Origin of the sequence: Pseudomonas sp. PS01299 (assembly GCF_029960145.1) — a bacterium.
Classification (GTDB): domain Bacteria; phylum Pseudomonadota; class Gammaproteobacteria; order Pseudomonadales; family Pseudomonadaceae; genus Aquipseudomonas; species Aquipseudomonas putida_A.
Window position 1 is genome coordinate 1 of record NZ_JASCPO010000022.1, and the last position, 26,995, is coordinate 26,995.

The window sequence follows — 26,995 nt, forward strand, 5'->3', positions numbered from 1 at the left end:
TGCGGAGGGTCAGTCACTGAAATGTGAAACTGAAACACCGCATTCGCGAGCAAGCCCGCTCCCACATTTGGATTCAAGCAATAAGTGCAGCTGTGGATAACTCAGCTTTTCTTGATCTTCTCAGGGCGCTTCCAGCCATCGATATTCTTTTGCCGCGCCCGACCAACGGCCAACTGGGCGTTATCCACATTCTGGGTGATGGTCGAACCAGCCGCGGTGGTTGCCCCGGAAGAGATATCCACAGGTGCCACCAACGAGTTATTGGAGCCGATGAACACATCTTCGCCCAACACGGTTTTCCACTTGTTGGCGCCATCGTAGTTGCAGGTAATGGTGCCCGCGCCAATGTTGGTGCGGGCGCCGATTTCCGCGTCGCCCAGATAGGTCAGATGCCCGGCCTTGGCGCCCTCACCCATGCGCGCGTTTTTCAGTTCGACAAAGTTACCCACATGCGCGCGTGCTTCGAGCACCGTGCCCGGACGCAGACGGGCGAACGGACCGGCATCGCTGCCTTCACCCAGCACCGCACCTTCGATGTGGCTGTTGGCTTTGATCACCACGCCTTTGCGCAGGGTGCTGTCCTTGATCACGCAGTTTGGGCCGATCACCACGTCGTCCTCGATGACAACATTACCTTCGAGAATCACGTTGATGTCGATCAGCACATCGCGACCGACGGTGACTTCGCCACGCACATCGAAACGCGCCGGGTCACGCAGGGTCACGCCTTGCGCCATCAGCCGGCGGCCGGCGCGCAGCTGGTAATGCCGCTCCAGTTCCGCCAGTTGCTTACGATCATTGGCGCCCTGCACTTCCATCGGGTCGTGCGGTTGTTCAGTGGCCACCACCAAACCATCGCTGACCGCCATTTCGATCACGTCGGTCAAGTAGTACTCGCCCTGGGCATTGTTGTTCGACAGGCGGCTCATCCAGTCGGCCAGGCGATTGGCCGGGACGGCGAGAATGCCGGTATTGCCTTCGGTGATTGCGCGCTGGGCTTCGCTGGCATCTTTGTGCTCAACGATGGCTGCGACCTTGCCGTCAGCATCACGCACGATGCGGCCGTAACCGGTCGGATCTTCCAGCTCGACGGTCAACAGGCCCATCTGCCCCGGTACGACGTGTTTAAGCAGGCGCTGCAGGGTTTCGACCTCGATCAATGGCACGTCACCGTAGAGGATCAACACGGTGTCGGCGCTGATGAACGGCACAGCCTGAGCCGTTGCATGACCAGTGCCCAATTGCTTGTCCTGCAGCACGAAATTCAAATCGTCAGCCGCCAGACGCTCACGCACCACATCGGCACCGTGGCCGATCACCACATGAATGCGCTGTGGATCGAGCTGCCGTGCGCTGTGGATAACATGCCCAAGCATGGAATTGCCGGCTACCGGGTGCAGCACTTTCGGCAACGCCGAACGCATACGGGTGCCTTGACCGGCCGCGAGGATAACGATTTCGAGAGACATGACTGGCTACCAATCCTGGGTGGTCAGCAACTGCGACCGGGTTGTAAAAATCGGAAAAGAAAAAAGGGTAGCCGAGGCTACCCTTTTTTATCAATCGCACAACAAGTGGCTGACGGATTAACCGCCAAACTTCTTGCGGATCTGCTGGACGGTGCGCAGCTGAGCTGCAGCCTCGGCCAGACGTGCGGACGCAGCTCCGTAGTCGAAATCTGCGCTCTTCTCGTGCAGAGCAGCTTCGGCAGCCTTGAGAGCTGCCTGGGCTTGAGCTTCATCCAGGTCGGCGGCACGTTGCACGGTATCGGCAAGCACCTTGACCATGTTCGGCTGAACCTCGAGGAAACCACCGGAGATGTAGAACACCTCGGCTTCCCCGCCTTGCTTGATCAGGCGGATCGGACCTGGCTTCAGATTAGTGATCAGCGGCGCGTGACCCAGAGCGATACCAAGATCACCCAGTGCACCGTGCGCAATCACCATCTCGACCAGGCCGGAAAAGATTTCCCCTTCCGCGCTGACGATATCGCAATGGACTGTCATAGCCATCTGATTGCCTCAACCTAAATTAGCGCCCGTTGCCGGGCGCCGGGATTACAGTTTCTTGGCTTTCTCGATCGCTTCTTCGATGCCGCCAACCATGTAGAACGCTTGTTCTGGCAGGTGGTCGTAGTCACCGTTGAGGATGCCTTTGAAGCCAGCAATGGTGTCTTTCAGGGAAACGTATTTACCCGAAGCACCGGTGAAGACTTCAGCCACGAAGAACGGCTGCGACAAGAAGCGCTGGATCTTACGAGCACGGTTAACCAACTGTTTGTCGGCTTCCGACAGCTCGTCCATACCCAGGATCGCGATGATGTCTTTCAGCTCTTTGTAACGTTGCAGAACGTACTGAACGCCGCGAGCGGTGTCGTAGTGGTCCTGACCGATTACGTTCGGATCCAGCTGGCGCGAAGTCGAATCCAGTGGATCTACCGCTGGGTAGATACCCAGGGAAGCGATGTCACGGGACAGAACGACGGTGGCGTCCAAGTGGGCGAAGGTGGTCGCTGGCGACGGGTCGGTCAAGTCATCCGCAGGTACGTATACCGCCTGGATCGAGGTGATCGAACCTTCTTTGGTCGAAGTGATACGTTCTTGCAGAACGCCCATCTCTTCAGCCAGGGTCGGCTGGTAACCTACTGCCGAAGGCATACGGCCCAGCAGTGCGGATACTTCAGTACCGGCCAGGGTGTAACGGTAGATGTTGTCGACGAACAGCAGAACGTCGTTACCTTCGTCACGGAACTTCTCGGCCATGGTCAGGCCGGTCAGGGCTACGCGCAGACGGTTTCCCGGCGGCTCGTTCATCTGACCGTAAACCAGTGCCACTTTGTCCAGAACGTTGGAGTCCTTCATCTCGTGGTAGAAGTCGTTACCCTCACGAGTACGCTCACCCACACCGGCGAACACGGAATAACCGCTGTGCTCGATGGCGATGTTACGGATCAGTTCCATCATGTTTACGGTTTTGCCTACACCGGCACCACCGAACAGACCGACTTTACCGCCTTTGGCGAACGGGCAAACCAGGTCGATAACCTTGATGCCGGTTTCCAGCAGGTCGTTGCCGCCTGCTTGCTCAGCGAACGAAGGTGCTGCGCGGTGAATGCCCCAGCGCTCTTCGGTGTCGATTGGACCGGCTTCGTCGATCGGGTTACCCAGAACGTCCATGATCCGGCCCAGAGTCGCTTTACCGACCGGTACGGAGATGGCTGCGCCGGAATCGGTAACTTCCAGACCGCGCTTCAAGCCCTCGGTGGAACCCATCGCAATGGTACGAACCACGCCGTCGCCCAGCTGTTGCTGAACTTCCAGAGTGGTTTCGGCCGCGCTGACTACTTTCAGCGCGTTGTAGATGCTCGGTACGCTGTCGCGTGGAAATTCCACGTCGATAACGGCGCCGATGATTTGAACGATACGTCCGCTACTCATAGCTGGATCCTCTGAATATTTGAACCGTTAAACCGCGGCAGCGCCGCCGACGATTTCCGAGATCTCTTGGGTGATCGCAGCCTGACGCGCCTTGTTGTAGATCAGCTGCAAATCGCTGATCAAATCACCGGCGTTGTCGGTAGCGTTCTTCATCGCGATCATCCGCGCAGCTTGTTCAGCTGCGTTGTTCTCGACCACCGCCTGGTACACCTGCGACTCCACGTAGCGCACCATCAAGCCGTCAAGCAGCTCTTTGGCGTCTGGTTCGTAGAGGTAGTCCCAGTGGTGCTTGAGTTCTTGATCCGGGGTTGCCACCAGTGGAATCAACTGCTCCACGGTAGGCTGTTGTGTCATGGTGTTGATGAACTTGTTGGATACCACGGACAGGCGATCGATACGGCCCTCCAGGTAGGCATCCAGCATCACCTTGACGCTGCCGATCAAATCATTGATCGACGGCTCTTCACCCAGGTGGCTGATAGCTGCAACGACGTTACCGCCGAAGTTGCGGAAAAAGGCCGCACCCTTGCTACCGACTACACACAGATCAATCTCGACGCCGTTTTCGCGGTTTACCGCCATGTCCTTGACCAGGGCCTTGAACAGGTTGGTGTTCAAGCCGCCGCACAAACCACGGTCACTGCTCACGACGACATAACCGACGCGCTTTACTTCACGGTCGATCATGAACGGGTGGCGGTATTCCGGGTTGGCGTTGGCCAGATGCCCAATTACCTGGCGGATACGCTCCGCATAAGGACGGCTGGCTGCCATGCGCATTTGTGCCTTGCGCATTTTGCTCACCGCCACTTTTTCCATGGCGCTGGTAATTTTTTGCGTGCTTTTGATGCTCGCAATCTTACTGCGAATCTCTTTTGCGCCTGCCATGTAACACCTATCAGGTTAGCAAGCGGGAGCCTTGCGGCTCCCGCTGCGGCTTACCAGGTTTGGGTGGCCTTGAACTTCTCGATACCGGCTTTCATGCCAGCGTCGATTTCGTCATTGAAGTCACCTTTAACGTTGATCTTAGCCATCAAATCGGCGTGATCGCGGTTGAAGAAAGCAATCAGCGCTTGTTCGAAGCTGCCGATCTTGGCGATTTCAATGTCAGTCAGGAACCCACGCTCAGCGGCATACAGCGACAGCGCCATGTCAGCGATCGACATTGGTGCGTATTGCTTCTGCTTCATCAGCTCGGTAACGCGCTGACCATGCTCAAGTTGCTTACGGGTCGCTTCGTCCAGGTCAGAAGCGAACTGGGCGAATGCCGCCAGTTCACGGTACTGAGCCAGAGCGGTACGGATACCACCGGACAGCTTCTTGATGATCTTGGTCTGAGCGGCACCACCCACACGGGATACCGAAACACCGGCGTTCACTGCAGGGCGGATGCCCGAGTTGAACATGGCCGATTCCAGGAAGATCTGACCGTCGGTGATGGAAATCACGTTGGTCGGAACGAACGCGGAAACGTCGCCAGCCTGGGTTTCGATGATTGGCAGTGCGGTCAGGGAACCGGTTTTGCCGGTCACTGCGCCGTTGGTGAACTTCTCTACGTATTCTTCCGAAACGCGGGATGCGCGCTCCAGCAGACGGGAGTGGAGATAGAACACGTCGCCTGGGTAAGCTTCACGGCCTGGTGGACGGCGCAGCAGCAGGGAAATCTGGCGGTAAGCCACTGCTTGCTTGGACAGATCGTCATAAACGATCAGCGCGTCTTCACCGCGGTCGCGGAAGAATTCACCCATGGTGCAACCGGAGTACGGTGCCAGGAATTGCAGCGCAGGAGATTCCGAAGCACTGGCAGCCACGATGATCGTGTTGGCCAGGGCGCCGTTTTCTTCCAGCTTGCGAACCACGTTGGCGATGGTCGATTGCTTCTGACCGATCGCTACGTAGACGCAGAAAATGCCGCTGTCTTTCTGGTTGATGATCGCGTCGATCGCCAGAGCGGTTTTACCGATCTGACGGTCACCGATGATCAGCTCACGCTGGCCACGGCCGACAGGGATCATGGCATCGACAGCCTTGTAGCCAGTCTGTACAGGCTGGTCTACCGACTTACGCCAGATCACGCCCGGTGCAACTTTCTCGACCGCGTCGGTCAAGGTGTTGCCCAGTGGACCTTTGCCGTCAACAGGGTTACCCAGTGCATCGACTACGCGACCCAGCAGTTCCTTACCCACCGGAACTTCGAGGATGCGGCCGGTGCACTTGGCGCTCATGCCTTCAGCCAGACTGGTGTATGCGCCCAGTACAACGGCACCTACGGAGTCTTGCTCCAGGTTGAGGGCCATACCGTAGACGCCGCCCGGAAACTCGATCATCTCGCCGTACATGACGTCGGCCAGACCGTGAATCCGCACGATGCCGTCAGATACGCTGACGACAGTGCCTTCGTTACGGGCTTGGGAGGTCACATCGAGCTTGTCGATGCGGCCCTTGATAATTTCACTTATTTCGGAAGGATTGAGTTGCTGCATTGCTCTGCTGCCCCTTCAAACTCAAGATTTCAATGCTTCGGCAAGTTTCGCGATTTTGCCGCGAATCGAGCCATCGATAACCAGGTCGCCGGCGCGGATAACGACACCCCCTATAAGGGCAGCATCCTCCGCAACTTGCAGGCGCACTTCCCGGTTGAGTCGTGCACTGAGAACCTTGGCGAGTTTGTCTTGCTGTTCTTGGTTCAATGCGAAAGCACTGGTCACTTCAACGTCTACCGACTTCTCTTGTTCGGCCTTGTACAGGTCGAACAGAGCGGCGATCTCCGGCAGAAGCGGGAGACGGTCGTTTTCGGCAACGACATTGATGAAGTTCTGTGCCTTGGCATCAAACTTGTCGCCGCACACGTCAATGAACGTGGCGGCCTTTTCTGCGCTCGTCAGTCGCGGGGCCTTGAGCACGCGCTGCATGGTGTCATCTTGTGACACCGCTGCAGCCAGGCCGAGCATGGCTGACCAATTGGCCAGTTGCTGGTGGGCCTGAGCGTGCTCGAAGGCCGCCTTAGCGTAAGGTCGGGCCAACGTGGTCAGTTCTGCCATGATCGCCCTCGCTTAGATTTCAGCAGCCAGTTGGTTAACCAGCTCTGCGTGCGCGTTTTGATCGATTGTGGCACCCAGGATCTTCTCGGCGCCGCCGACAGCCAGCAAGCCCACTTGGGCGCGCAGCTTGTCTTTGACACTGTTCAGTTCCTGTTCGATCTCGGCTTGAGCCTGAACCTTCACACGGTCAGCGTCGATACGGGCTTTTTCAACAGCCTCTTCAACGATCTGGTTACCGCGTTTCTTGGCTTGCTCGATGATTTCAGCTGCCTGAGCTTTCGCTTCGCGCAGTTGCTGACCCGCTTTCTCTTGGGCCAACTCCAGGTCGCGAGCTGCACGGCTGGCAGCGTCCAGACCATCAGCGATCTTCTTTTGACGTTCGTGCAGAGCAGCGATGACCGGAGGCCATACGAACTTCATGCAGAACAGTACAAAAATCAGGAACGCAACGGACTGGCCAATCAGGGTCGCATTAATGTTCACGCCAACACCTCGCAGTTACGTTGTCCATCACACCAAATTACTCGGAAGAATCCGGGTAATTAGCCAGCGATCTGACCAACGAACGGGTTCGCAAAGGTGAAGAACAGAGCGATACCAACACCGATCATGGTTACGGCGTCGAGCAGACCGGCAACGATGAACATTTTAACTTGCAGCATTGGAACCATTTCTGGCTGACGCGCTGCGCCTTCCAGGAACTTGCCGCCCAGCAGGCCGAAACCAATTGCGGTACCCAGTGCGCCCAGGCCGATCAACAGTGCAACAGCGATAGCGGTTAGACCAACTACAGTTTCCATCTTTCCTCCCGACTTTTACGTCGTATGGTTTAGGTTTTTTAGATTAAAGCGGTAAAACAAATCGTTTCAGAGGCCCGGTTAAGAGCCCCCTCCCGTTTGACCGGGAGGGACATCAGATCAGCCGAGGCTGCTCTTAATGGTTTTCTTCGTGCGCCATCGACAGGTAGACGATGGTCAGCATCATGAAGATGAACGCCTGCAGGGTGATGATCAGGATGTGGAACACAGCCCACGCCCACTGCAGAACAACGCCCAGGCCACTCAGCCAGAGCAGGCCGCTGCCGAACATCACAGCGATCAGAATGAACACCAGCTCGCCGGCATACATGTTGCCGAACAGACGCAGGGCCAGAGAGATCGGCTTGGCGATCAGGGTCACGAATTCCAGCAGGAAGTTCACCGGGATCAGCAGGGCCTGAACGAAGATGTTCTTGCTGCCGAACGGGTGCAGGGTCAGTTCGCCGATGAAGCCGCCGATGCCCTTGACCTTGATGCTATAGAAAATGATCAGTGCGAAAACCGAGAACGCCATGCCCAGGGTCGCGTTCGGGTCGGTGGTCGACACGGCACGGAACGGGATGTGGTGGTCGCCGGTGATCAGGATGGCCAGCTGAGGAATCCAGTCGACCGGTACCAGGTCGACGGCGTTCATCAGGAACACCCAGACGAAGATGGTCAGTGCCAGCGGTGCGATCACCGGGCTACGGCCATGGAAGCTGTCTTTCACGCTGCCATCGACGAATTCGACCAATACTTCAACGAAGTTCTGCAAAGCACCTGGCTGACCCGATGTTGCTTTCTTTGCCGCCATGCGGAAAAGGAAAACGAAGATCAGACCCAGCGCGACCGACCAGCCGAGGGTATCGACGTGGAAAGCCCAGAAGCCCATTTCCTTGGCTTCTGCTGCGGTATGGGCAAAGCCCCAGCCGCCGTTAGGTAGCTGACCGAAGGTCAGGTTCTGCAAGTGGTGCTGGATATAGCCCGAAGCGGTTGTTTCTGCCATGGTTGCCTCAAACGCCCTAAGGTCTCGAAAGTCTTGTTCTCATCAGCAGGGGAGCGAACCAGCTGACCGACTGAGTCAGCACGAAAGCGCCGAATACTGCGATCGGCGCCAATGGCTTCACACCTGCAAACACCAGTGCAAACAGCACTGCCGTCAAAATCAGTTTGCCTGCCTCGCCGGCATAAAATGACCGGACGATGGACTGGGCTGCTCGGGCGCCGGAAAACCGAAATGCCTTGTGAGCGAAATAAACATTGGGCAGCAAGGCTATCAGGCCTCCGCAAAGTCCCGAGTATCCGGCAACGACTCCGTGCCATTGCCAGAGCGCCAAAGCGGCAATGAGCAAAATGACAAATTGAGCCATCAACACCGGAAAAACCGCCAGGCGATGGAACGGCAGGCGGTTTGGCTTGCGGGTTTCCATCACGTTTGCTCTCCAATGGTCGGCTGCCAGAATTCAATAACTTGGCATAATTTGTGCCGACAAAATGCGCGCAGAGTATAGGGGCGGTTCTGCCCCTATTCAACTGTCAGGTAGTGATTTCCGACTGCGCGCTACATGAGGAAATGTTTCAGCGGATGTGTGCGAGCACACCTTGAAGCTCATCGAGGGAGTTGTAACCGATCACCAGCTGACCTTTTCCCTTCTTGCCGTGGCGAATCTGCACCGCAGAGCCTAGGCGCTCGGCCAGACGCTGTTCGAGCCGGGCGATATCCGGGTCGGGTTTGGCCGCTTCCACAGGCTCCGGTTTGCCACTCAACCACTGACGAACCAGTGCCTCGGTTTGGCGCACAGTCAGGCCGCGTGCGACAACATGTCGCGCCCCTTCCACCTGCTGATTGTCCGGCAGACCGAGCAAAGCACGGGCATGACCCATTTCCAGGTCACCGTGGGACAGCATGGTCTTGATGACTTCCGGCAGTGCAATAAGTCGCAACAGGTTAGCCACAGTCACGCGGGACTTACCCACAGCCTCGGCCACCTGCTGTTGAGTGAGCTGGAATTCCTGCTGCAGACGCTGCAAGGCGACGGCTTCCTCAATCGGGTTCAGGTCTTCACGCTGGATGTTCTCGATCAGCGCAATGGCGATCGCGGTCTCATCCGGCACATCACGAACCATCGCCGGGATGGTTTCCTGGCCGGCCTGCTGGCTGGCGCGCCAGCGGCGTTCGCCGGCGATGATTTCGAAACGGCCACCGCCAATCGGGCGCACCACGATCGGCTGCATCACGCCTTGCGCCTTGATCGACTGCGCCAGCTCTTCCAGCGCCTGCGGGTCCATGTCGCGGCGTGGCTGGTATTTGCCACGCTGCAGCAGATCCAGCGGCAGGTGTTGCAGCTCACGGGTATCGGCCTGCGCCGCCTGTTCTTCCAGCGCGCTGACGGTCGGACCACTCAGCAGTGCATCCAGTCCACGTCCGAGACCTCGTTTCTTGACGGCCATGGGGATTCCTTAAGTTGGCTGGGCAGCGGCGATGCGTGAATTTTTGCGCTGACGGCGAACCATCTCGCCCGCCAGGGCCAAATAGGCCAGCGCGCCGCGCGATTGCTTGTCGTAGGCCAGTGCCGGCATACCGTAGCTCGGTGCTTCGGCCAGGCGGATGTTGCGCGGGATCACTGTGTCGTATAGCTGCTCGCCAAAGTGTTCCTTGAGCTGCGCCGAAACATCGTTCATCAGGCTCAGCCGCGGGTCGTACATGGTGCGCAGCAGACCTTCGACCTTGAGGTTGGGGTTCAGCAGTTCGGCGATGCGCTTGATGTTATCCACAAGGTCGCTCAAGCCTTCGAGCGCAAAGTATTCGCACTGCATGGGGATAATCACCCCGTCAGCGGCGACCAGTGCGTTCAATGTGAGCATCGACAGCGACGGCGGGCAGTCGATCAAAATGTAATCGTAGTTTTCACGGATCGGCGCCAGCGCGCTGCGCAGACGGCTTTCCTTCATCTGCATTTCCAGCAGAACCACTTCGGCCGCGGTCAGGTCGCGGTTGGCCGGCAGCAGTTGATAACCGCCGTGCTCGGAGTAGTGCATGGCCTGGGCCAGATCGCATTCGCCGATCAGCAGGTCGTAGACCGAGTTTTCCAGGCCATGTTTATCCACACCGCTACCCATGGTGGCGTTGCCCTGTGGATCGAGATCGATCAACAGCACCCGGCGCTTGGTCGCGACCAGGGATGCTGCGAGGTTGATGCAGGTGGTGGTCTTGCCCACACCACCCTTCTGGTTCGCTATCGCGAATACCTTAGCCATTCTTGCTTGTGTTCCCAATCATGCCGTGCGGCGCAGTATCAGCAGATGGCGTTGGCCTTGGCAACCGGGTACGGCCAGGGCGTGTTCGCTATCGAGTTTGAAGTCTGCCGGCAATGCTACCAGCTCATCGGCCGGATGAACGCCCTTCATTGCCAGCCAGCGCGTGTCGGCATCGCCGAGGTGGCGAGTCCAGTTGGTGAAGTTCTCCATACTGCTGAAAGCCCGGGAAATGATCCCGTTGAATGGCTGGGCAGGCTGGAAGGCTTCGACGCGACTGTGGATAACTTGCAGGTTATCCAGTTTGAGTTCGAGTTTGACCTGAGTCAGGAAGCGGGTTTTCTTGCCGTTGCTGTCCAGACAGGTGACTTGCGAGTCCGGATACAGGATCGCCAGCGGAATGCCGGGCATGCCGCCGCCACTGCCAACATCGAGCCAACGGCCGTTTTCGATGAACGACATCACGCTCAAGCTATCGAGCAGATGCCGCGAAACCATTTCATCAGGATCGCGCACTGCAGTCAGGTTGTAGGCCTGGTTCCATTTGATCAACAGGGCCAGGTAACCCAGCAGCAATTCGTGCTGGGCTGCGCTGAGATTGACACCGAGCTCGCGGGCTCCTGTGGATAACTCTTCGGCGTGTTGCGAAGTGACCTTAGAACTCAAGCGCTTTGCTCCAACTGACGGCCCGCGCCGCGTTTTTTCAAATGAATCATCAACAGCGAAATCGCTGCCGGGGTCACGCCCGGGATCCGCGAAGCCTGGCCGAGCGTCTCCGGACGCGTCGCACCGAGCTTGCTCTGAATCTCCTTGGAGAGACCGGAAATGTTGGTGTAATCGATATCCACAGGCAATTTCGTGTCTTCACTGGCGCGCAGACGGGCGATTTCGTCCTGTTGACGGTCGATGTAACCGGCGTATTTGGTCTTGATTTCAACCTGTTCGGCGACCTGTGGATCTTCGGCGCCCTGCCCGGTCACTTCGACCAGACCAGCGTAGTCGATTTCCGGACGGCTCAAGAGGTTGAGCAAGTTGTATTCGTGAGTCAGCGGCGTGCCGAATTTTTCCGCAATCGCATCGCCCTGCTGGGTGCCCGGGCGAACCCAGGTGCTCTTCAGGCGCTGCTCTTCGAGTTCGATGCTTTCGCGTTTCTTGCAGAAGGCCGCCCAACGCGCGTCATCGACCAGACCCAGTTCGCGACCTTTTTCGGTCAGGCGCAGGTCGGCGTTGTCCTCGCGCAGAATCAGGCGGTACTCGGCACGGGAAGTGAACATGCGGTACGGCTCTTGGGTACCGAGGGTGATCAGGTCGTCGACCAGCACGCCGATGTACGCCTCATCGCGACGCGGACACCAGGCTTCTTTGCCCTTCGCGCGCAGCGCAGCGTTGGCCCCGGCGAGCAAACCTTGCGCACCGGCTTCTTCGTAACCAGTGGTGCCGTTGATCTGGCCAGCAAAGAACAGGCCGCCGATAACTTTGGTTTCCAGGCTGTATTTCAGGTCACGCGGGTCGAAGTAGTCGTACTCGATCGCATAACCCGGACGCACGATGTGCGCGTTTTCCATGCCGCGGATCGATTGCACGATCTGCAATTGCACGTCGAACGGCAAGCTTGTGGATATCCCGTTCGGGTACAGCTCATGGGTGGTCAGGCCTTCCGGCTCGATGAACACCTGATGGCTTTCCTTGTCGGCAAAGCGATGAATCTTGTCTTCGATCGACGGGCAGTAGCGCGGACCGATGCCCTCGATTTCGCCGGCAGCGGAATACATCGGCGAACGATCGAGGTTCGCCGCGATGATTTCGTGGGTGCGCGCGTTGGTATGGGTAATCCAGCAACTGACCTGGCGCGGATGCTGTTCTTTTTTGCCCATGAACGACATGACGGGGATCGGCGTATCGCCCGGTTGCTCGGTCATGACCGAGAAATCCACAGATTTGCCATCGATGCGCGGTGGCGTACCGGTTTTCAGGCGACCGACACGCAGCGGCAGTTCACGCAGACGATGTGCCAGGGCGATCGATGGCGGGTCACCGGCACGACCGCCGGAGAAATTCTGCAAACCGATGTGGATAAGTCCACCGAGGAACGTACCAGTGGTCAACACCACGGAATCGGCGAAGAACCGCAGACCCATTTGCGTGACAACACCGCGAACCTGGTCCTGCTCGACGATCAGGTCGTCAGCGGCCTGTTGAAATATCCACAGGTTCGGTTGGTTTTCCAGAATTTCGCGGACAGCGGCCTTGTACAAAATACGGTCGGCTTGCGCACGAGTCGCTCGTACGGCCGGACCTTTGCGGCTGTTCAATACGCGAAACTGGATGCCGCCCAGATCGGTAGCCATGGCCATCGCGCCGCCGAGGGCGTCGATTTCCTTGACCAGATGGCTTTTGCCAATGCCACCGATGGCCGGGTTGCAGCTCATGGCACCGAGGGTTTCCACGTTATGCGTCAGCAACAGGGTTTTTGCCCCCATACGTGCTGAGGCCAGTGCTGCCTCGGTACCGGCATGACCGCCGCCGATGACGATCACTTCAAAACGGGAAGGGAAATCCACCACGCACCTCGTGCCTGCTTAAGTAGGTATTCAGGAATAGTTTGAGATCAGGTTTCTGGACCTGGTCGACAAGTATAGGGACTTCGCCCTTCCTAAAGAACCCTTTGCACAAAATTTAACCAGCTGTGGAGAACTCGAGGTTAAAAGAATAAAAAAGAGAGAAATTTATAAAACCTTTGTTTTAATGCTTATTCTTACTGACCGACCTTTCTGTGGATAGATTGCTACAGGCCTTATTATTCAATGTGTACAGGGTTTCAAAACCCTGTTATCAGGTCCTCGGGAGGCCCTTGGATAACCGGTTTAAGCCTGTGGATGAATGGGGTGGTTATCCACAGAGGCAGTTATATCCAGTTTTCACGCCCTGTTATCAACTGACCTCATTGGCAGTTATTCACAGGGCTTAATCCACAGAAATCAGCTGAATGATTGGTTGGCGGGCAAGGGAAATCCACCCAGGGCGAGAGAGTCTGCCCGGCACTGGAGAAAGGAATTGAGAAATGAGGAGTGCAGACAGGCCGCGAACGGGCCTGTCTGTGAACAGCAGAAGGGTTATTTACCGATGCAGAAGCTGGAAAAGATCCGGCCAAGCAGGTCATCGGAACTGAATGCCCCGGTGATTTCTCCCAGAGAGTGCTGGGCCTGACGTAAATCCTCGGCAAGCAGTTCACCGGCACCGGCCAACGTCAGCTGTGCGCGACCATGTTCCAGCGCTGCACTGGCATGGCGCAGAGCCTCCAGATGACGGCGACGGGCACTGAAGCTGCTTTCCGAGGTTTGCTCATAGCCCATGCAGGCCTTGAGGTGTTCGCGCAGCAACTCCAGACCATCGCCGGCGGATTTGGCGCTGAGGCTGATGGTCACGTGGCCATCGTCGCTGACTTCCAGGGCAATCGCTTCACCCGTCAGGTCAGCCTTGTTGCGAATCAAGGTGACTTTGGCCGGATCCGGACGGGTTTCGAGAAATTCCGGCCAAAGGGCAAACGGGTCTGCAGCTTCCGGCGCGGTGGCATCGACTACCAGCAGCACCCGATCCGCTTCAGTGATCGCTTTCAACGCACGCTCGACGCCGATCTTTTCCACCTGATCATCGGTATCACGCAGACCTGCCGTATCGACAACATGCAGCGGCATGCCGTCGATGTGGATATGTTCGCGCAGGATATCGCGGGTGGTGCCGGCAATTTCAGTCACGATCGCGGCTTCGCGGCCGGCCAGGGCATTCAACAGACTGGACTTGCCGGCATTCGGCCGACCGGCGATCACCACGGTCATGCCGTCACGCAACAAAGCCCCCTGCCCGGCCTCGCGAAGCACTGTGGACAGTTCATCGCGCACCTTGTCGAGCATGCTCAGCACGTGGCCATCGGCGAGGAAGTCGATTTCCTCTTCCGGGAAGTCGATGGCGGCTTCGACGTAGATGCGCAGGCCGATCAGTTGTTCGGTGAGGTTATGCACACGCTGGGAAAACGCCCCCTGCAGGGAGCGCAAGGCATTGCGTGCAGCCTGTGCAGAACTGGCTTCGATCAGGTCGGCAATGGCCTCGGCCTGAGCCAGGTCCAGTTTGTCGTTGAGGAACGCGCGCTCGCTGAATTCACCCGGACGGGCCAAACGGCAACCCAGTTCCAGGCAACGCTTGAGCAACATGTCGAGAACGATCGGGCCACCGTGTCCCTGCAGTTCCAGCACGTCTTCGCCGGTGAACGAGTTGGGGCCCGGGAAATATAGCGCCAGACCTTCGTCCAGCACCTGCCGGTCATCACTGAAAAACGGCCCGTAATGCGCGTAACGCGGTTTCAGTTCACGGCCGCTGATGGCTTTGGCTGCAACGCTGGCCAACGGCCCGGAAATACGGACGATGCCGACACCGCCGCGACCTTGAGCGGTGGCGACAGCAGCGATGGTTTCACGAGGTACGCTCATAAACCGGAATCCAGACAAAAGTGGCAGATAGCAAAACGCCCCACTAGGGGGCGTTTTGAGTGGTGTTATCCACAGAGTAAGTTACGCCTCGGCTTTTTTCGTCGCCGCTTCGATCTTACGCGTGATGTACCACTGTTGGGCAATCGACAGGCAGTTGTTCACAACCCAGTACAGCACCAGACCAGCCGGGAACCACAGGAAGAAGAAGGTGAAGATGATTGGCATCATTTTCATGACCTTCGCCTGCATCGGATCCGGTGGAGTCGGGTTCAGACGCTGCTGGATGAACATGGTCGCGCCCATGATGATCGGCAGGATGAAGAACGGATCCTTGATCGACAGGTCAGTGATCCACAGCATGAATGGCGCTTGGCGCATTTCCACGCTTTCCAGCAGAACCCAGTACAGCGAAAGGAAAACCGGCATCTGCACGAGGATCGGCAAGCAGCCGCCCAGCGGATTGATCTTCTCTTTCTTGTACAGCTCCATCATGGCTTGCGACATTTTCTGCCGGTCATCGCCATGTTGCTCTTTCAGTGCAGCCAGTTTCGGTGCTACGGCACGCATGCGCGCCATGGATTTGTAGCTGGCAGCCGACAGCGGGAAGAAGATGCCCTTGATCAGCATGGTCAGGAAGATAATCGACCAGCCCCAGTTACCCACGATCGCGTGGATGTGTTGCAGCAACCAGAAGATCGGCTGAGCGATGAACCACAGAATGCCGTAGTCGACTGTCAGTTCCAGACCTGGGGATAACTGTTTCAGTACGGCCTGGCTTTTCGGCCCGGCGTAAAGAATGGCGCTGGTTTCAACTTTGGCACCCGGTGCAGCGGTCAGCGAAGGACCGGTGTAACCGATGATGTAGTTGCCTTTGCTGTCCTTACGCGTCTGAACAATGTTGTTTTCGCCCTTCGGCGCAACCCATGCAGTCACGAAGTAGTGTTGCAGCCAGGCTACCCAGCCACCGGTGACGGTTTCCTTGAGCTGACCTTTGTCCATGTCTTTCATGGACACTTTCTTGTACGGCTCGGAACTTGTCCACAGGGCGGCGCCCAGGTAAGTCGCGGTGCCGGTGGCAGTGGTCGACGAAGGGTCGGCACTGGCGTCGCGCTTCAGTTGGGCGAACATCGAACCCGACCAAGGCTGAGCGCTCTGGTTATCCACAAGGTAGGTCACGGTAACGTCATACAGGCCGCGTTTCAGGGTGAAACGCTTGATGTAGTTGACGCCGTCCTTGCTGAACTTCAGGTCGACGACCAATTGGTCCTGACCGTCAGTCAGTTGATAACTTTTCTTCTCCGAGGCGTAAACCGGACGACCGGCCGGGCTTGCGTCCGGACCGTTGGTGCCGATCAGGCCGCTTTGTGCCAGATAAGTACGTTCGCCGCCGTTGTCGAACAGCTGGAACGGTACATCAGGACGATCCTGACGACGTGGATACAGTGGCAAAGTCAGTTGAGCAACGTCACCGCCCTGGGGATCGATCGCCAGATCGAGCACGTCGGTTTTGACCTGGATCAGATCCTTGCTGGCAGCGACCGGGGTTTCCACAGGTGCGCTGGTGTCGCTTGCGGCACGCGGAATATCGTCACTGGCGGAAGCGTTATTGCCAGGAACGGTGTCCGGCAAACCGGATGCAGTCGTACTGGAAGCAACATTCTGAGTCGGCAGGGCAGCCTGGCCATAGTCCTGGTTCCATTTAAGAACCATAACGTAGGACACGATTGCCAGGGCGACGATCAGGATCGTGCGTTTGATATCCATGATTACTCGGCCATCGAAGAAGAACGGGAGGTAGGGATAGGTGGAACCGGGTCATAACCACCGGGATTCCACGGATGACAGCGACCTAAACGACGAAAGGCCAGCCAGCCACCGCGCAGAAGGCCATGATTTTCGATGGCTTCATACGCGTAGCAAGAACAACTGGGGTAGAAACGACAGTGACTGGCCATCAAAGGACTAATGGCGTAGCGATAAAACTGGATCGGAACGAGTGCCAGTTTACGCATCTGGACTGTCTACCCCTACAGTTTCGGTTTTGACTGCTGGAACTGGCTTGTTACGGGCCAGACGCTTCCAGAGTTTGCCGAAATGCTGAATCAATTCGGGGTTTTCTACGTCGCCCAAACCTTTGCGCGCGACGATAACGATATCCCAGCCGACCAGAGAATCCTGGTGCAGACGGAACGATTCGCGCATCAGACGTTTGAGGCGATTGCGCTCAACGGAGAGCTTTACGCTCTTTTTCCCGATAACCAGCCCGAGACGGGGGTGATCAAGATCGTTGTTGCGCGCAAGGAGCAGGAGATTTTTCCCCGGAACCTTGCCGGTAGGGGAGTCAAAGACTGCCTTGAAATGCCGGGGGGTAAGCAGACGCTTTTCCCGACTGAAGTCCTGACTCACCTCCAGTACCGGATTATCAAACTGCCAGACGCGCACGACCTTTGGCGCGACGACGCGACAGGACAGCGCGACCGTTCTTGGTAGCCATGCGAGCACGGAAACCGTGGGTACGAGCGCGTTTGATAGTGCTTGGTTGGAAAGTACGTTTCATGTCGTGTTACCTGGTTCGTCCACAACGGGCCGGAATGGCCCCCGTTTTAAGAGACCGGGGATTCTAGAGAAAGCAAGCCCTCAGGTCAATTTCCAACCAACGTTTCCTTATAAATAGATCTCTGGAGCTTGCGGAAGCGAAATCCTGTTTGCCAGACATAAAAATAAAGAAGGGAATTATTTAAAGCTTTTCTGTAAAGCTTGTAAAAGCTAGGGCAGCCATCTTCTGTGGATAACCACCTTCAGCCCTTGTAGAGCGTGATGTACAGAGAATGACAACTACAGTGGAAAACCGTGTTCAGCCTGTGCTGCGCTGTCGGATAACCTGTGTGTGGAATGGCCTGTTATCCACAGGCTGGTTATCCACCGAGTTCAACCCCCAGTTGTCCAGTGCCCTCAGAGGCGGTTATCCACAGAGCTTATGCACACACCGTTGGTCGCCTTTTTACCGGTTAACGCATTGATTAATCATGGTCACCACACAACCTGCATGTGGATAAGTGGACGGCTCGCCGCTACAATGGCCGCTTGTTTTTGCCTCACCGGCTTTCAACTTAGGGGATATCCGTGTCAGTGGAACTTTGGCAGCAGTGCGTGGAGCTTTTGCGCGAGGAGCTGCCTGCCCAACAATTCAACACCTGGATCCGTCCACTACAGGTCGAAGCCGAAGGCGACGAGTTGCGCGTCTACGCACCGAACCGTTTTGTGCTGGACTGGGTCAACGAAAAGTACCTCGGTCGCGTCCTTGAACTGCTGGATGAGCACGGCAACGGCATGGCGCCAGCGCTTTCCTTATTAATAGGCAGCAAACGCAGCTCGGCACCGCGTGCCGCGCCGAACGCGCCGTTGGCCGCTGCGCAGGTGTCCCAGGCTCAGGCCAATACCGTGCCGGCCAGTGCGCCAGCGCCCGCTCCAAGTGCAGCTCCGGCCAAGCGCTCGACGCAGAAAACCCAGGAAATCAGTGAAGAGCCGTCCCGCGACAGCTTTGACCCGATGGCCGGTGCGGCCTCGCAACAGGCCCCGGTTCGCGCCGAACAGCGCACCGTTCAGGTCGAAGGCGCGCTCAAGCACACCAGTTACCTGAACCGCACCTTCACCTTCGAGAATTTCGTCGAAGGCAAGTCCAACCAGCTCGCCCGCGCGGCAGCCTGGCAGGTGGCGGACAATCCCAAGCACGGTTACAACCCGCTGTTCCTTTATGGCGGCGTCGGCCTGGGTAAAACTCACTTGATGCACGCAGTGGGTAACCATTTATTAAAGAAGAACCCGAATGCCAAGGTGGTGTACCTGCATTCCGAGCGCTTCGTGGCCGACATGGTCAAGGCGCTGCAACTGAACGCGATCAACGAGTTCAAGCGTTTCTACCGTTCGGTGGACGCTCTGCTGATCGACGATATTCAGTTCTTCGCCCGTAAAGAGCGTTCCCAGGAAGAGTTTTTCCACACCTTCAACGCCCTGCTTGAAGGTGGCCAGCAGGTCATTCTTACCAGTGACCGCTACCCGAAAGAAATCGAAGGCCTTGAAGAGCGCCTCAAATCCCGCTTCGGTTGGGGCCTGACGGTTGCCGTCGAGCCGCCGGAGCTGGAAACCCGTGTGGCGATCTTGATGAAGAAGGCCGACCAGGCCAAAGTCGAGTTGCCTCACGATGCGGCGTTCTTTATCGCCCAGCGAATTCGTTCCAACGTCCGTGAGCTGGAAGGTGCGCTGAAACGCGTGATCGCCCACTCGCACTTCATGGGCCGCGACATCACCATCGAGTTGATCCGCGAATCCCTGAAAGACTTGTTGGCACTGCAGGACAAACTGGTCTCTGTGGATAACATTCAGCGCACTGTCGCCGAGTACTACAAGATCAAGATTTCCGACCTGCTGTCCAAGCGCCGTTCGCGCTCGGTGGCACGTCCGCGTCAGGTGGCCATGGCGCTGTCCAAGGAGCTGACCAACCACAGCCTGCCGGAAATCGGCGATGTGTTTGGTGGTCGCGACCACACGACGGTGTTGCACGCCTGCCGCAAGATCAACGAACTTAAGGAATCCGACGCGGACATCCGCGAGGACTACAAGAACCTGCTGCGTACACTGACCACTTGATGAACTCCAGCGCAGCTTATTAAGGCAAGGGACTAGACCATGCATTTCACCATTCAACGCGAAGCCCTGTTGAAACCCCTGCAACTGGTCGCAGGCGTCGTCGAGCGCCGACAGACCTTGCCGGTACTGTCCAACGTGCTGTTGGTCGTCGATGGCCAGCAACTGTCGCTGACCGGTACCGATCTGGAAGTCGAGCTGGTCGGTCGGGTGCAACTCGAAGAGCCGGCTGAAACCGGCTCCATCACCGTGCCTGCGCGCAAGCTGATGGACATCTGCAAGAGCCTGCCCAACGACGCGCTGATCGACATCAAGGTCGACGAGCAGAAGCTGGTCGTGAAGGCCGGCCGTAGCCGTTTCACCCTGTCGACCCTGCCCGCCAATGATTTCCCGACGGTTGAGGAAGGCCCGGGTTCGCTGACCTGCAGCCTGGAGCAGAGCAAACTGCGTCGCCTGATCGAACGCACCAGCTTCGCCATGGCCCAGCAGGACGTGCGCTACTACCTCAACGGCATGCTGCTGGAAGTCTCGGCCGGTGTGATCCGCGCCGTGGCAACCGACGGTCACCGTCTGGCCATGTGCTCGATGCAGGCCGATATCGGTCAGCCGGATCGTCACCAGGTGATCGTGCCACGCAAAGGCATTCTGGAACTGGCGCGTCTGCTCACCGAGCCGGATGGCAACGTCAGCATCGTTCTGGGTCAGCACCACATCCGCGCCACCACCGGCGAATTCACCTTCACCTCGAAGTTGGTCGACGGCAAGTTCCCGGACTATGAGCGCGTTCTGCCGAAGGGTGGCGACAAGCTGGTACTGGGCGATCGTCAGGCCCTGCGTGAAGCGTTCAGCCGTACCGCGATTCTGTCCAACGAGAAGTACCGCGGCATCCGTCTGCAACTGGCCAATGGTCAGTTGAAGATCCAGGCCAACAACCCGGAGCAGGAAGAAGCGGAAGAAGAAGTGGGCGTTGAATACAACGGCGGTTCGCTGGAAATCGGCTTCAACGTGAGCTACCTGCTCGACGTGCTGGGCGTGATGACCACCGAACAGGTTCGCCTGATCCTGTCCGACTCCAACAGCAGTGCGCTGGTGCAAGAGTCCGACAATGACGACTCGGCTTATGTTGTCATGCCGATGCGTCTGTAATCAGCTGATTCTGGATGTCCTTAAGTCGTGTTTCGGTCACCGCGGTGCGTAATCTGCACCCGGTGACCTTCTCCCCCTCCCCCCGCATCAACATTCTTTACGGCGCCAACGGCAGCGGCAAAACCAGTGTTCTGGAAGCCATTCATCTGCTGGGGCTTGCCCGTTCGTTTCGTAGCACGCGGCTGTTGCCGGTCATCCAGTACGAGCAACTCGCCTGCACCGTGTTCGGTCAGGTCGAATTGGCCGAGGGTGGCCACAGTGCGTTGGGGATATCTCGCGACCGTCAGGGCGAGTTCCAGATCCGCATCGACGGGCAGAACGCTCGCAGTGCCGCGCAACTGGCCGAGATCCTGCCATTGCAACTGATCAACCCTGACAGCTTCCGCCTGCTGGAAGGTGCGCCGAAGATTCGCCGGCAGTTTCTCGATTGGGGCGTGTTCCACGTCGAGCCGCGTTTCATGGCGACCTGGCAGCGTTTGCAGAAGGCCTTGCGCCAGAGAAACTCCTGGCTGCGGCATGGTACACTTGACGCCGTTTCGCAAGCGGTTTGGGACAGGGAACTGTGCCAGGCCAGCGCTGAAATCGATGAATACCGCCGCGCTTACATCAAAGCCTTGAAACCAGTCTTTGAACAAACCTTGAGCGAACTGGTTGAGCTTGAAGGTTTGACGCTCAGCTATTACCGAGGCTGGGACAAGGACCGGGAATTGAGTGCCGTACTGGCTGGCTCCGTGCAACGGGACCAGCAAATGGGTCATACCCAGGCCGGACCGCAACGGGCTGATTTGCGCCTTAGATTGGGCGCACACAATGCCGCGGACATCTTGTCCCGGGGTCAGCAGAAGCTGGTGGTTTGTGCCTTGCGAATTGCCCAAGGGCATCTGGTGAGCCAGGCCCGACGCGGCCAGTGTATTTATCTGGTGGATGACTTGCCGTCCGAGCTGGACGAGAGCCACCGTCGCGCGCTGTGCCGCTTGCTGGAAGACTTACGCTGCCAGGTTTTCATCACCTGTGTAGATCACGAATTATTGAGGGAAGGCTGGCAGACGGAAACGCCAGTCGCTCTGTTCCACGTGGAACAGGGCCGTATCACCCAGACCCACGACCATCGGGAGTGAAGGCATTGAGCGAAGAAAATACGTACGACTCAACGAGCATTAAAGTGCTGAAAGGCCTGGATGCCGTACGCAAACGTCCCGGTATGTACATTGGTGACACCGACGATGGCAGCGGTCTGCACCACATGGTGTTCGAGGTGGTCGACAACTCGATCGACGAAGCCCTCGCCGGCCACTGCGACGACATCAGCATCATCATCCACCCGGATGAGTCCATCACCGTCAAAGACAACGGCCGTGGCATCCCGGTAGACGTGCACAAAGAGGAAGGCGTTTCCGCCGCCGAGGTCATCATGACCGTCCTCCACGCTGGCGGTAAGTTCGACGATAACTCCTACAAGGTATCCGGCGGTCTGCACGGTGTAGGTGTGTCGGTCGTGAACGCCCTGTCCGAAGAGCTGGTACTGACCGTACGCCGCAGCGGCAAGATCTGGGAACAGACCTACGTCCACGGTGTACCTCAGGCGCCGATGGCGATCGTTGGCGACAGCGAAACCACCGGCACCCAGATCCACTTCAAGGCTTCCAGCGAAACCTTCAAGAACATTCACTTTAGCTGGGACATCCTGGCCAAACGCATTCGTGAACTGTCCTTCCTCAACTCCGGTGTCGGCATCGTCCTCAAGGATGAGCGCAGCGGCAAGGAAGAGCTGTTCAAGTACGAAGGCGGCCTGCGTGCATTCGTAGAATACCTGAACACCAACAAGACTGCGGTCAACCAGGTGTTCCACTTCAACATCCAGCGTGAAGATGGCATTGGCGTGGAAATCGCCCTGCAGTGGAACGACAGCTTCAACGAGAACCTGTTGTGCTTCACCAACAACATTCCGCAGCGCGACGGCGGTACTCACCTGGTGGGCTTCCGTTCCGCACTGACGCGTAACCTGAACAACTACATCGAGCAGGAAGGTCTGGCGAAGAAGCACAAAGTCGCGACCACCGGTGACGATGCCCGTGAAGGCCTGACCGCGATCATCTCGGTAAAAGTGCCGGATCCGAAGTTCAGCTCGCAGACCAAAGACAAGCTGGTGTCTTCCGAAGTGAAGACCGCGGTCGAGCAGGAGATGGGCAAGTACTTCTCCGACTTCCTGCTGGAAAACCCGAACGAAGCCAAACTGGTCGTCGGCAAGATGATTGACGCGGCGCGTGCCCGTGAAGCGGCGCGCAAGGCCCGTGAGATGACCCGCCGCAAAGGCGCGCTGGACATCGCCGGCCTGCCGGGCAAGCTCGCTGACTGCCAGGAAAAAGATCCTGCGCTGTCCGAACTGTACCTCGTGGAAGGTGACTCCGCGGGCGGCTCTGCCAAGCAGGGACGTAACCGCAAGACTCAGGCGATCCTGCCGCTGAAGGGCAAGATCCTCAACGTCGAGAAAGCACGCTTCGACAAGATGATCTCGTCCCAGGAAGTGGGCACGCTGATCACTGCACTCGGCTGCGGTATCGGTCGCGAAGAGTACAACATCGACAAGCTGCGCTATCACAACATCATCATCATGACCGATGCTGACGTCGACGGTTCGCACATCCGTACCCTGCTGCTGACCTTCTTCTTCCGTCAGTTGCCGGAGCTGATCGAGCGCGGCTACATCTACATCGCCCAGCCGCCGCTGTACAAGGTCAAGAAAGGCAAGCAAGAGCAATACATCAAAGACGACGACGCCATGGAAGAGTACATGACGCAGTCGGCTCTGGAAGATGCGAGCCTGCACCTGAACGAAGAGGCTCCTGGCATTTCCGGTGAAGCGCTCGAGCGTCTGGTGAACGACTTCCGCATGGTGATGAAGACACTCAAGCGTCTGTCGCGCCTGTACCCGCAGGAACTGACCGAACACTTCATCTACCTGCCGGCCGTGAGCCTGGAAATGCTCGGCGACCACGCCAAGATGCAGGACTGGCTGGCTCAGTACGAAGTGCGTCTGCGCACCGTCGAAAAGTCGGGCCTGGTCTACAAGGCAAGCCTGCGTGAAGACCGTGAACGTGGCGTTTGGCTGCCAGAGGTCGAGCTGATCTCCCACGGCCTGTCGAACTACGTCACCTTCAACCGCGACTTCTTCGGCAGCAACGACTACAAGACCGTCGTCACCCTCGGCGCTCAACTGAGCACCCTGCTCGACGAAGGCGCGTACATCCAGCGTGGCGAGCGCAAGAAAGCGGTCACCGAGTTCAAGGAAGCCCTCGACTGGCTGATGGCCGAAAGCACCAAGCGCCACACCATCCAGCGCTACAAAGGTCTGGGTGAAATGAACCCGGATCAGCTGTGGGAAACCACCATGGACCCAAGCGTGCGCCGCATGCTGAAAGTCACCATCGAAGACGCCATTGGCGCAGACCAGATCTTCAACACCCTGATGGGTGATGCGGTCGAACCTCGCCGTGACTTCATCGAGAGCAATGCTCTGGCGGTTTCCAACCTGGATTTCTGATCCTGGTCGGCGGCAAACAAAAAGGCCAACGCTCATGCGTTGGCCTTTTTATTGGCAGATCAAAAGATCGCAGCCTACGGCAGCTCCACATGGATTACCGGTAGGAGCTGCCGCAGGCCGCGATCTTTTGATTTTTACTCGGATGCAACCGTCACACTCTCCAACCGATACCCATACCCATAAATCGTCAGCAACTGCCAACCCCGATCCGCCGTCAGCCCCAGCTTGTTGCGCAGGCGATAGATGTGCGTATCCAGCGGCCGTGACGACGCCACTTCTTCGTGGGGCCAGAAGCGTTCGTACAGGTACTCCCGCGACAATGGCCGACCCAAGTTACTGAACAGGCAGCGCGCCAAGCGGTATTCACGCTCCGTCATGACCACTGCCTTGCCCTCGCGGGTGACGCTCAGTTCGGCGTCGTCGAAGGTCAGGTCATTGAAACTCAGGACTTCAGCAGCGCTGCTACGTTGCTGGCTGTGCCGGCGCAGTACGGCGGCGACTCGGGCTTTCAGCTCGTTGGGGCGGAACGGTTTGCTGACGTAATCGTCGGCACCGGCGTTCAGCGCCTGGACGATATCGCTCTCGCCGTCGCGGCTGGTCAGCATGATTGCGGCGGGCGGCGCCTCCATGTGTTCGCGGGTCCAGCGCAGGAGTGCCAGGCCGGACAGGTCCGGCAGTTGCCAGTCGAGGATCAGCAGGTCGAAGGTGTCCCGGCGCAATTGGCGCAACAGGTCCTCGCCCCGTTCAAAGCTGTGCAACGACCAAGGCTGGTCTCCCTCCGCAGCCATCTGCTGCAGGGTTTGCTCGACCCGACGCAGTTCGGCGGGTTCATCGTCCAGTATCGCAACGCGCATACGCGTGGGTTCCTTGTTGCTTGAGCAGTGGCCGGCAACCCTGAAGGCTCGGCCTGTGCGGTAAAAGTAAGCAGTCCACCATCGGTCGACGTCCGCTATGATTCTTCGGATCTACATCCTCAGACCTGTGGCCCATGAAACCATTCACTGTCCCCTGCCCTGTTTGTCATGAATAGCCCGCGTCGGCGTGAAAGCCGCGAGCCAAGTCAGGTCCAGCGTCTGTTTCGACGGCTGGTACGTGAGTGGTTGTGGATAAGTCTAGTGCTGTTGCCGCTGACTGCCTTGTTGTCGTATCGCGCGCAGATCAATCTGCACGACGTGGTACCGATGTGGAGCGCGTTGCTTTCGGTAGGGCTGGTAGCCTGCGTACTCGGATTGCTGCTGTGGCGCCCGCGCTGGGCGATCTGGGTGACATCGTGCGGTGTGGCTTGTGTGCTGCTGGCTAGCGCCGGGCTGGCGGAGGTTCGACACTGGTGGTCACCGACTCCAGCGGCGCTGGGCATGTTGTTCGGCTACCTGATCTGGAACTGGCGGCGCCTGAGTGTGGTGCTGACGTATTTTGGCTGGGAGCTGGCCCGACTGGACCGCGAGCCGAAAGTATTTCCCGAGCGGCGCCGTGCGCAATTCACCAGCGCTGATCAGCTGCAGGGCCAGATCATGGCACTGGAGCAAGCCATGAGCCGCACCCGCGATACCCGGCGTTTCATTGCCGACGGTCTGGAATACCTGCCGGTGGCGACGCTGATCAGCGATCCCAAGGGGCAGATTCTGCTGGGAAACCGCAAGGCCCGGGTATTGTTCGATGACCCGCTGGTCGGTGACTATGTTCTCGAGCAACTGGCCCGCCTCGGTTATCCGGAATTGTCCACAGAACCACGCCCGGCGCTGTCGGACCTGACGCTGCTGGAGTTTCGCGATCACAAGGAACGCAGTTTGCGTCTGGAACGGGCGGCTTTGCTGCCGGTGGATGGCGATACTCCCATCGGCTGGCTGCTGAGCCTCACCGATCTGAGCGCCGAACGCGCCGCAGAAGAACAGCGTGGGGTCTTGCTGCGGTTCCTTTCCCACGATCTGCGCGCCCCGCATTCGGCGATTTTGGCCCTGCTCGATGTACATCGCCATCAAGCCGGCGCGGATTCACCGCTGTTCGAGCAGATCGAGCGCCAGGTACGCCGGGCGCTCGATCTGACTGACGGTTTTGTTCTGCTGGCGCGAGCCGAGTCCGAGGCTTATCAGTTCCAGCCCAGTCTGTTCGCGATGCTGGTGCTGGACGTACTGGATCAGGCGCTGCCCATTGCTCAGCAGAAAAGCATCAAACTGCTGCACACGATGGACGAACAATCCCAGGAGCGTCTGATCAACGCTGACCAGGGCCTGCTGACCCGCGCCTTGTTCAACCTGCTGGAGAACGCCATCAAGTACAGCCCGGTCGGTACCACGATCAAGTTGAACGTCAGTTGCCAGGGTGAGTGGCTATGCTGTGAATTGACCGATCAGGGCAAAGGCATTGCCGCCGAGGAGCTGCCGGATCTGTTCACCCAGTACCGGCGCTTTTCGTCGGCGCAGGGGATTGATGGCGTCGGGTTGGGGCTGTCGATGGTCAAGGCAGTAGTCGACCATCATGGCGGTAACATCGAGTGCCACAGTATCGTCGATCAAGGCACCACGTTCCGGCTGCAGTTACCGCTTATCTGCGAGTGAACAGGCACAAAAAAACCGGCTATATCAGCCGGTTTTTTTACTTCCGAAAAAAACTTATGCACCTTTTACGGTGTTTTATGAGCTTGAGAAATATA

The 26,995-nt window shown here is 57.9% G+C and carries 25 protein-coding genes; 5 read left to right on the forward strand and 20 right to left on the reverse strand.

All coding sequences use genetic code 11. The annotated features are described in order from the left end of the window. Nucleotides 1-101: 101 nt before the first annotated feature. The 19 genes from glmU to rpmH all read right to left on the reverse strand — a co-directional run bounded on the left by glmU (nt 102) and on the right by rpmH (nt 17,571). Nucleotides 102-1,469: a bifunctional UDP-N-acetylglucosamine diphosphorylase/glucosamine-1-phosphate N-acetyltransferase GlmU gene (gene glmU, locus QMX91_RS06805; RefSeq protein ID WP_098966415.1), complete on the reverse strand. Its 1,368-nt coding sequence runs from the start codon at nt 1,467-1,469 to the stop codon at nt 102-104. Nucleotides 1,470-1,586: 117 nt separating this feature from the next. After that, entirely contained in the window at nt 1,587-2,012 is a 426-nt protein-coding gene (locus QMX91_RS06810) for a F0F1 ATP synthase subunit epsilon (protein ID WP_007954164.1), read from the reverse strand. Between the two features lie 45 nt (nt 2,013-2,057). Beyond that, nucleotides 2,058-3,437: a F0F1 ATP synthase subunit beta gene (gene atpD, locus QMX91_RS06815; RefSeq protein ID WP_027610292.1), complete on the reverse strand. Its 1,380-nt coding sequence runs from the start codon at nt 3,435-3,437 to the stop codon at nt 2,058-2,060. 27 nt (nt 3,438-3,464) lie between these two features. Next, the gene (gene atpG / locus QMX91_RS06820) at nt 3,465-4,325 is read right to left on the reverse strand and encodes a F0F1 ATP synthase subunit gamma (RefSeq protein ID WP_010565870.1); all 861 of its coding nucleotides are present in this window, start codon (nt 4,323-4,325) and stop codon (nt 3,465-3,467) included. A gap of 50 nt (nt 4,326-4,375) precedes the next feature. Further along, nucleotides 4,376-5,920, reverse strand: coding sequence for a F0F1 ATP synthase subunit alpha (gene atpA / locus QMX91_RS06825; protein WP_047596971.1), 1,545 nt, complete (start codon nt 5,918-5,920; stop codon nt 4,376-4,378). Between the two features lie 21 nt (nt 5,921-5,941). Continuing rightward, a complete protein-coding gene (locus tag QMX91_RS06830; protein ID WP_007911956.1) occupies nt 5,942-6,478 on the reverse strand; it encodes a F0F1 ATP synthase subunit delta in 537 nt (178 codons plus the stop codon). A 12-nt stretch (nt 6,479-6,490) separates the two neighbouring features. Beyond that, the gene (locus tag QMX91_RS06835) at nt 6,491-6,961 is read right to left on the reverse strand and encodes a F0F1 ATP synthase subunit B (RefSeq protein ID WP_011336718.1); all 471 of its coding nucleotides are present in this window, start codon (nt 6,959-6,961) and stop codon (nt 6,491-6,493) included. 59 nt (nt 6,962-7,020) lie between these two features. Beyond that, nucleotides 7,021-7,278, reverse strand: coding sequence for a F0F1 ATP synthase subunit C (gene atpE, locus QMX91_RS06840; protein ID WP_003097235.1), 258 nt, complete (start codon nt 7,276-7,278; stop codon nt 7,021-7,023). 133 nt (nt 7,279-7,411) lie between these two features. Next, on the reverse strand, nt 7,412-8,281 hold the full coding sequence (gene atpB / locus QMX91_RS06845; protein ID WP_007960779.1) for a F0F1 ATP synthase subunit A: 870 nt from the start codon (nt 8,279-8,281) through the stop codon (nt 7,412-7,414). A gap of 16 nt (nt 8,282-8,297) precedes the next feature. Beyond that, nucleotides 8,298-8,705: a F0F1 ATP synthase subunit I gene (locus QMX91_RS06850; RefSeq protein WP_003229783.1), complete on the reverse strand. Its 408-nt coding sequence runs from the start codon at nt 8,703-8,705 to the stop codon at nt 8,298-8,300. A gap of 148 nt (nt 8,706-8,853) precedes the next feature. Further along, on the reverse strand, nt 8,854-9,726 hold the full coding sequence (locus tag QMX91_RS06855; RefSeq protein ID WP_007960777.1) for a ParB/RepB/Spo0J family partition protein: 873 nt from the start codon (nt 9,724-9,726) through the stop codon (nt 8,854-8,856). A 9-nt stretch (nt 9,727-9,735) separates the two neighbouring features. Continuing rightward, a complete protein-coding gene (locus QMX91_RS06860) occupies nt 9,736-10,533 on the reverse strand; it encodes a ParA family protein (RefSeq protein ID WP_003229787.1) in 798 nt (265 codons plus the stop codon). 18 nt (nt 10,534-10,551) lie between these two features. Beyond that, nucleotides 10,552-11,196, reverse strand: coding sequence for a 16S rRNA (guanine(527)-N(7))-methyltransferase RsmG (rsmG, locus tag QMX91_RS06865; RefSeq protein ID WP_003229789.1), 645 nt, complete (start codon nt 11,194-11,196; stop codon nt 10,552-10,554). Next, nucleotides 11,193-13,091, reverse strand: coding sequence for a tRNA uridine-5-carboxymethylaminomethyl(34) synthesis enzyme MnmG (mnmG, locus tag QMX91_RS06870; protein ID WP_210556217.1), 1,899 nt, complete (start codon nt 13,089-13,091; stop codon nt 11,193-11,195). Before mnmG ends, rsmG begins: the two co-directional genes overlap by 4 nt. Nucleotides 13,092-13,643: 552 nt before the next feature. Continuing rightward, nucleotides 13,644-15,014: a tRNA uridine-5-carboxymethylaminomethyl(34) synthesis GTPase MnmE gene (mnmE, locus tag QMX91_RS06875; RefSeq protein ID WP_134785065.1), complete on the reverse strand. Its 1,371-nt coding sequence runs from the start codon at nt 15,012-15,014 to the stop codon at nt 13,644-13,646. 81 nt (nt 15,015-15,095) lie between these two features. After that, nucleotides 15,096-16,778, reverse strand: coding sequence for a membrane protein insertase YidC (gene yidC / locus QMX91_RS06880; protein ID WP_134785066.1), 1,683 nt, complete (start codon nt 16,776-16,778; stop codon nt 15,096-15,098). A gap of 2 nt (nt 16,779-16,780) precedes the next feature. Continuing rightward, a complete protein-coding gene (gene yidD, locus QMX91_RS06885; protein WP_080761984.1) occupies nt 16,781-17,026 on the reverse strand; it encodes a membrane protein insertion efficiency factor YidD in 246 nt (81 codons plus the stop codon). Next, entirely contained in the window at nt 17,019-17,420 is a 402-nt protein-coding gene (gene rnpA / locus QMX91_RS06890) for a ribonuclease P protein component (RefSeq protein ID WP_011336726.1), read from the reverse strand. The genes yidD and rnpA overlap by 8 nt, the downstream gene beginning before the upstream one ends. Nucleotides 17,421-17,436: 16 nt before the next feature. Then, nucleotides 17,437-17,571 carry a 50S ribosomal protein L34 gene (gene rpmH, locus QMX91_RS06895; RefSeq protein WP_003213577.1) on the reverse strand — a complete coding sequence of 45 codons (135 nt, stop codon included), beginning with the start codon at nt 17,569-17,571 and terminating at the stop codon, nt 17,437-17,439. Between the two features lie 566 nt (nt 17,572-18,137). Between rpmH and dnaA the strand changes: the two genes are divergently transcribed. From dnaA to gyrB, 4 genes are read left to right on the forward strand one after another with little or no spacing between them, the layout of a single operon-like run. Continuing rightward, nucleotides 18,138-19,661, forward strand: a complete 1,524-nt coding sequence (gene dnaA, locus QMX91_RS06900) for a chromosomal replication initiator protein DnaA (protein WP_282412447.1) — start codon at nt 18,138-18,140, stop codon at nt 19,659-19,661. A 39-nt stretch (nt 19,662-19,700) separates the two neighbouring features. Then, nucleotides 19,701-20,804 carry a DNA polymerase III subunit beta gene (gene dnaN, locus QMX91_RS06905; RefSeq protein WP_003220202.1) on the forward strand — a complete coding sequence of 368 codons (1,104 nt, stop codon included), beginning with the start codon at nt 19,701-19,703 and terminating at the stop codon, nt 20,802-20,804. Between the two features lie 14 nt (nt 20,805-20,818). After that, nucleotides 20,819-21,922: a DNA replication/repair protein RecF gene (recF, locus tag QMX91_RS06910; protein WP_003220208.1), complete on the forward strand. Its 1,104-nt coding sequence runs from the start codon at nt 20,819-20,821 to the stop codon at nt 21,920-21,922. Nucleotides 21,923-21,927: 5 nt separating this feature from the next. After that, nucleotides 21,928-24,345, forward strand: coding sequence for a DNA topoisomerase (ATP-hydrolyzing) subunit B (gyrB, locus tag QMX91_RS06915; protein WP_007960764.1), 2,418 nt, complete (start codon nt 21,928-21,930; stop codon nt 24,343-24,345). A 134-nt stretch (nt 24,346-24,479) separates the two neighbouring features. Here gyrB and QMX91_RS06920 read toward each other — a convergent pair whose 3' ends face one another. Further along, the gene (locus tag QMX91_RS06920; protein WP_134785067.1) at nt 24,480-25,199 is read right to left on the reverse strand and encodes a response regulator transcription factor; all 720 of its coding nucleotides are present in this window, start codon (nt 25,197-25,199) and stop codon (nt 24,480-24,482) included. Nucleotides 25,200-25,367: 168 nt separating this feature from the next. Here QMX91_RS06920 and QMX91_RS06925 point away from each other — a divergent pair, with 168 nt between their 5' ends. Continuing rightward, nucleotides 25,368-26,900 (forward strand): HAMP domain-containing sensor histidine kinase, encoded by a 1,533-nt coding sequence (locus QMX91_RS06925; protein WP_098966423.1) that lies wholly within the window; start codon nt 25,368-25,370, stop codon nt 26,898-26,900. Nucleotides 26,901-26,995 lie beyond the last annotated feature (95 nt).

Coding starts and splice junctions, on each gene's coding strand:
- QMX91_RS06830 (WP_007911956.1), bottom strand. CDS start 6,478: ATGGCAGAACTGACCACGTTGGCCCGACCTTACGCTAAGGCGGCCTTC.
- QMX91_RS06810 (WP_007954164.1), bottom strand. CDS start 2,012: ATGGCTATGACAGTCCATTGCGATATCGTCAGCGCGGAAGGGGAAATC.
- atpE (WP_003097235.1), bottom strand. CDS start 7,278: ATGGAAACTGTAGTTGGTCTAACCGCTATCGCTGTTGCACTGTTGATC.
- QMX91_RS06860 (WP_003229787.1), bottom strand. CDS start 10,533: ATGGCTAAGGTATTCGCGATAGCGAACCAGAAGGGTGGTGTGGGCAAG.
- mnmE (WP_134785065.1), bottom strand. CDS start 15,014: ATGAGCGTACCTCGTGAAACCATCGCTGCTGTCGCCACCGCTCAAGGT.
- atpA (WP_047596971.1), bottom strand. CDS start 5,920: ATGCAGCAACTCAATCCTTCCGAAATAAGTGAAATTATCAAGGGCCGC.
- QMX91_RS06850 (WP_003229783.1), bottom strand. CDS start 8,705: ATGGAAACCCGCAAGCCAAACCGCCTGCCGTTCCATCGCCTGGCGGTT.
- atpD (WP_027610292.1), bottom strand. CDS start 3,437: ATGAGTAGCGGACGTATCGTTCAAATCATCGGCGCCGTTATCGACGTG.
- recF (WP_003220208.1), top strand. CDS start 20,819: ATGTCCTTAAGTCGTGTTTCGGTCACCGCGGTGCGTAATCTGCACCCG.
- QMX91_RS06925 (WP_098966423.1), top strand. CDS start 25,368: ATGAATAGCCCGCGTCGGCGTGAAAGCCGCGAGCCAAGTCAGGTCCAG.
- yidD (WP_080761984.1), bottom strand. CDS start 17,026: ATGCGTAAACTGGCACTCGTTCCGATCCAGTTTTATCGCTACGCCATT.
- glmU (WP_098966415.1), bottom strand. CDS start 1,469: ATGTCTCTCGAAATCGTTATCCTCGCGGCCGGTCAAGGCACCCGTATG.
- atpG (WP_010565870.1), bottom strand. CDS start 4,325: ATGGCAGGCGCAAAAGAGATTCGCAGTAAGATTGCGAGCATCAAAAGC.
- dnaN (WP_003220202.1), top strand. CDS start 19,701: ATGCATTTCACCATTCAACGCGAAGCCCTGTTGAAACCCCTGCAACTG.
- yidC (WP_134785066.1), bottom strand. CDS start 16,778: ATGGATATCAAACGCACGATCCTGATCGTCGCCCTGGCAATCGTGTCC.
- QMX91_RS06920 (WP_134785067.1), bottom strand. CDS start 25,199: ATGCGCGTTGCGATACTGGACGATGAACCCGCCGAACTGCGTCGGGTC.
- QMX91_RS06855 (WP_007960777.1), bottom strand. CDS start 9,726: ATGGCCGTCAAGAAACGAGGTCTCGGACGTGGACTGGATGCACTGCTG.
- rpmH (WP_003213577.1), bottom strand. CDS start 17,571: ATGAAACGTACTTTCCAACCAAGCACTATCAAACGCGCTCGTACCCAC.
- atpB (WP_007960779.1), bottom strand. CDS start 8,281: ATGGCAGAAACAACCGCTTCGGGCTATATCCAGCACCACTTGCAGAAC.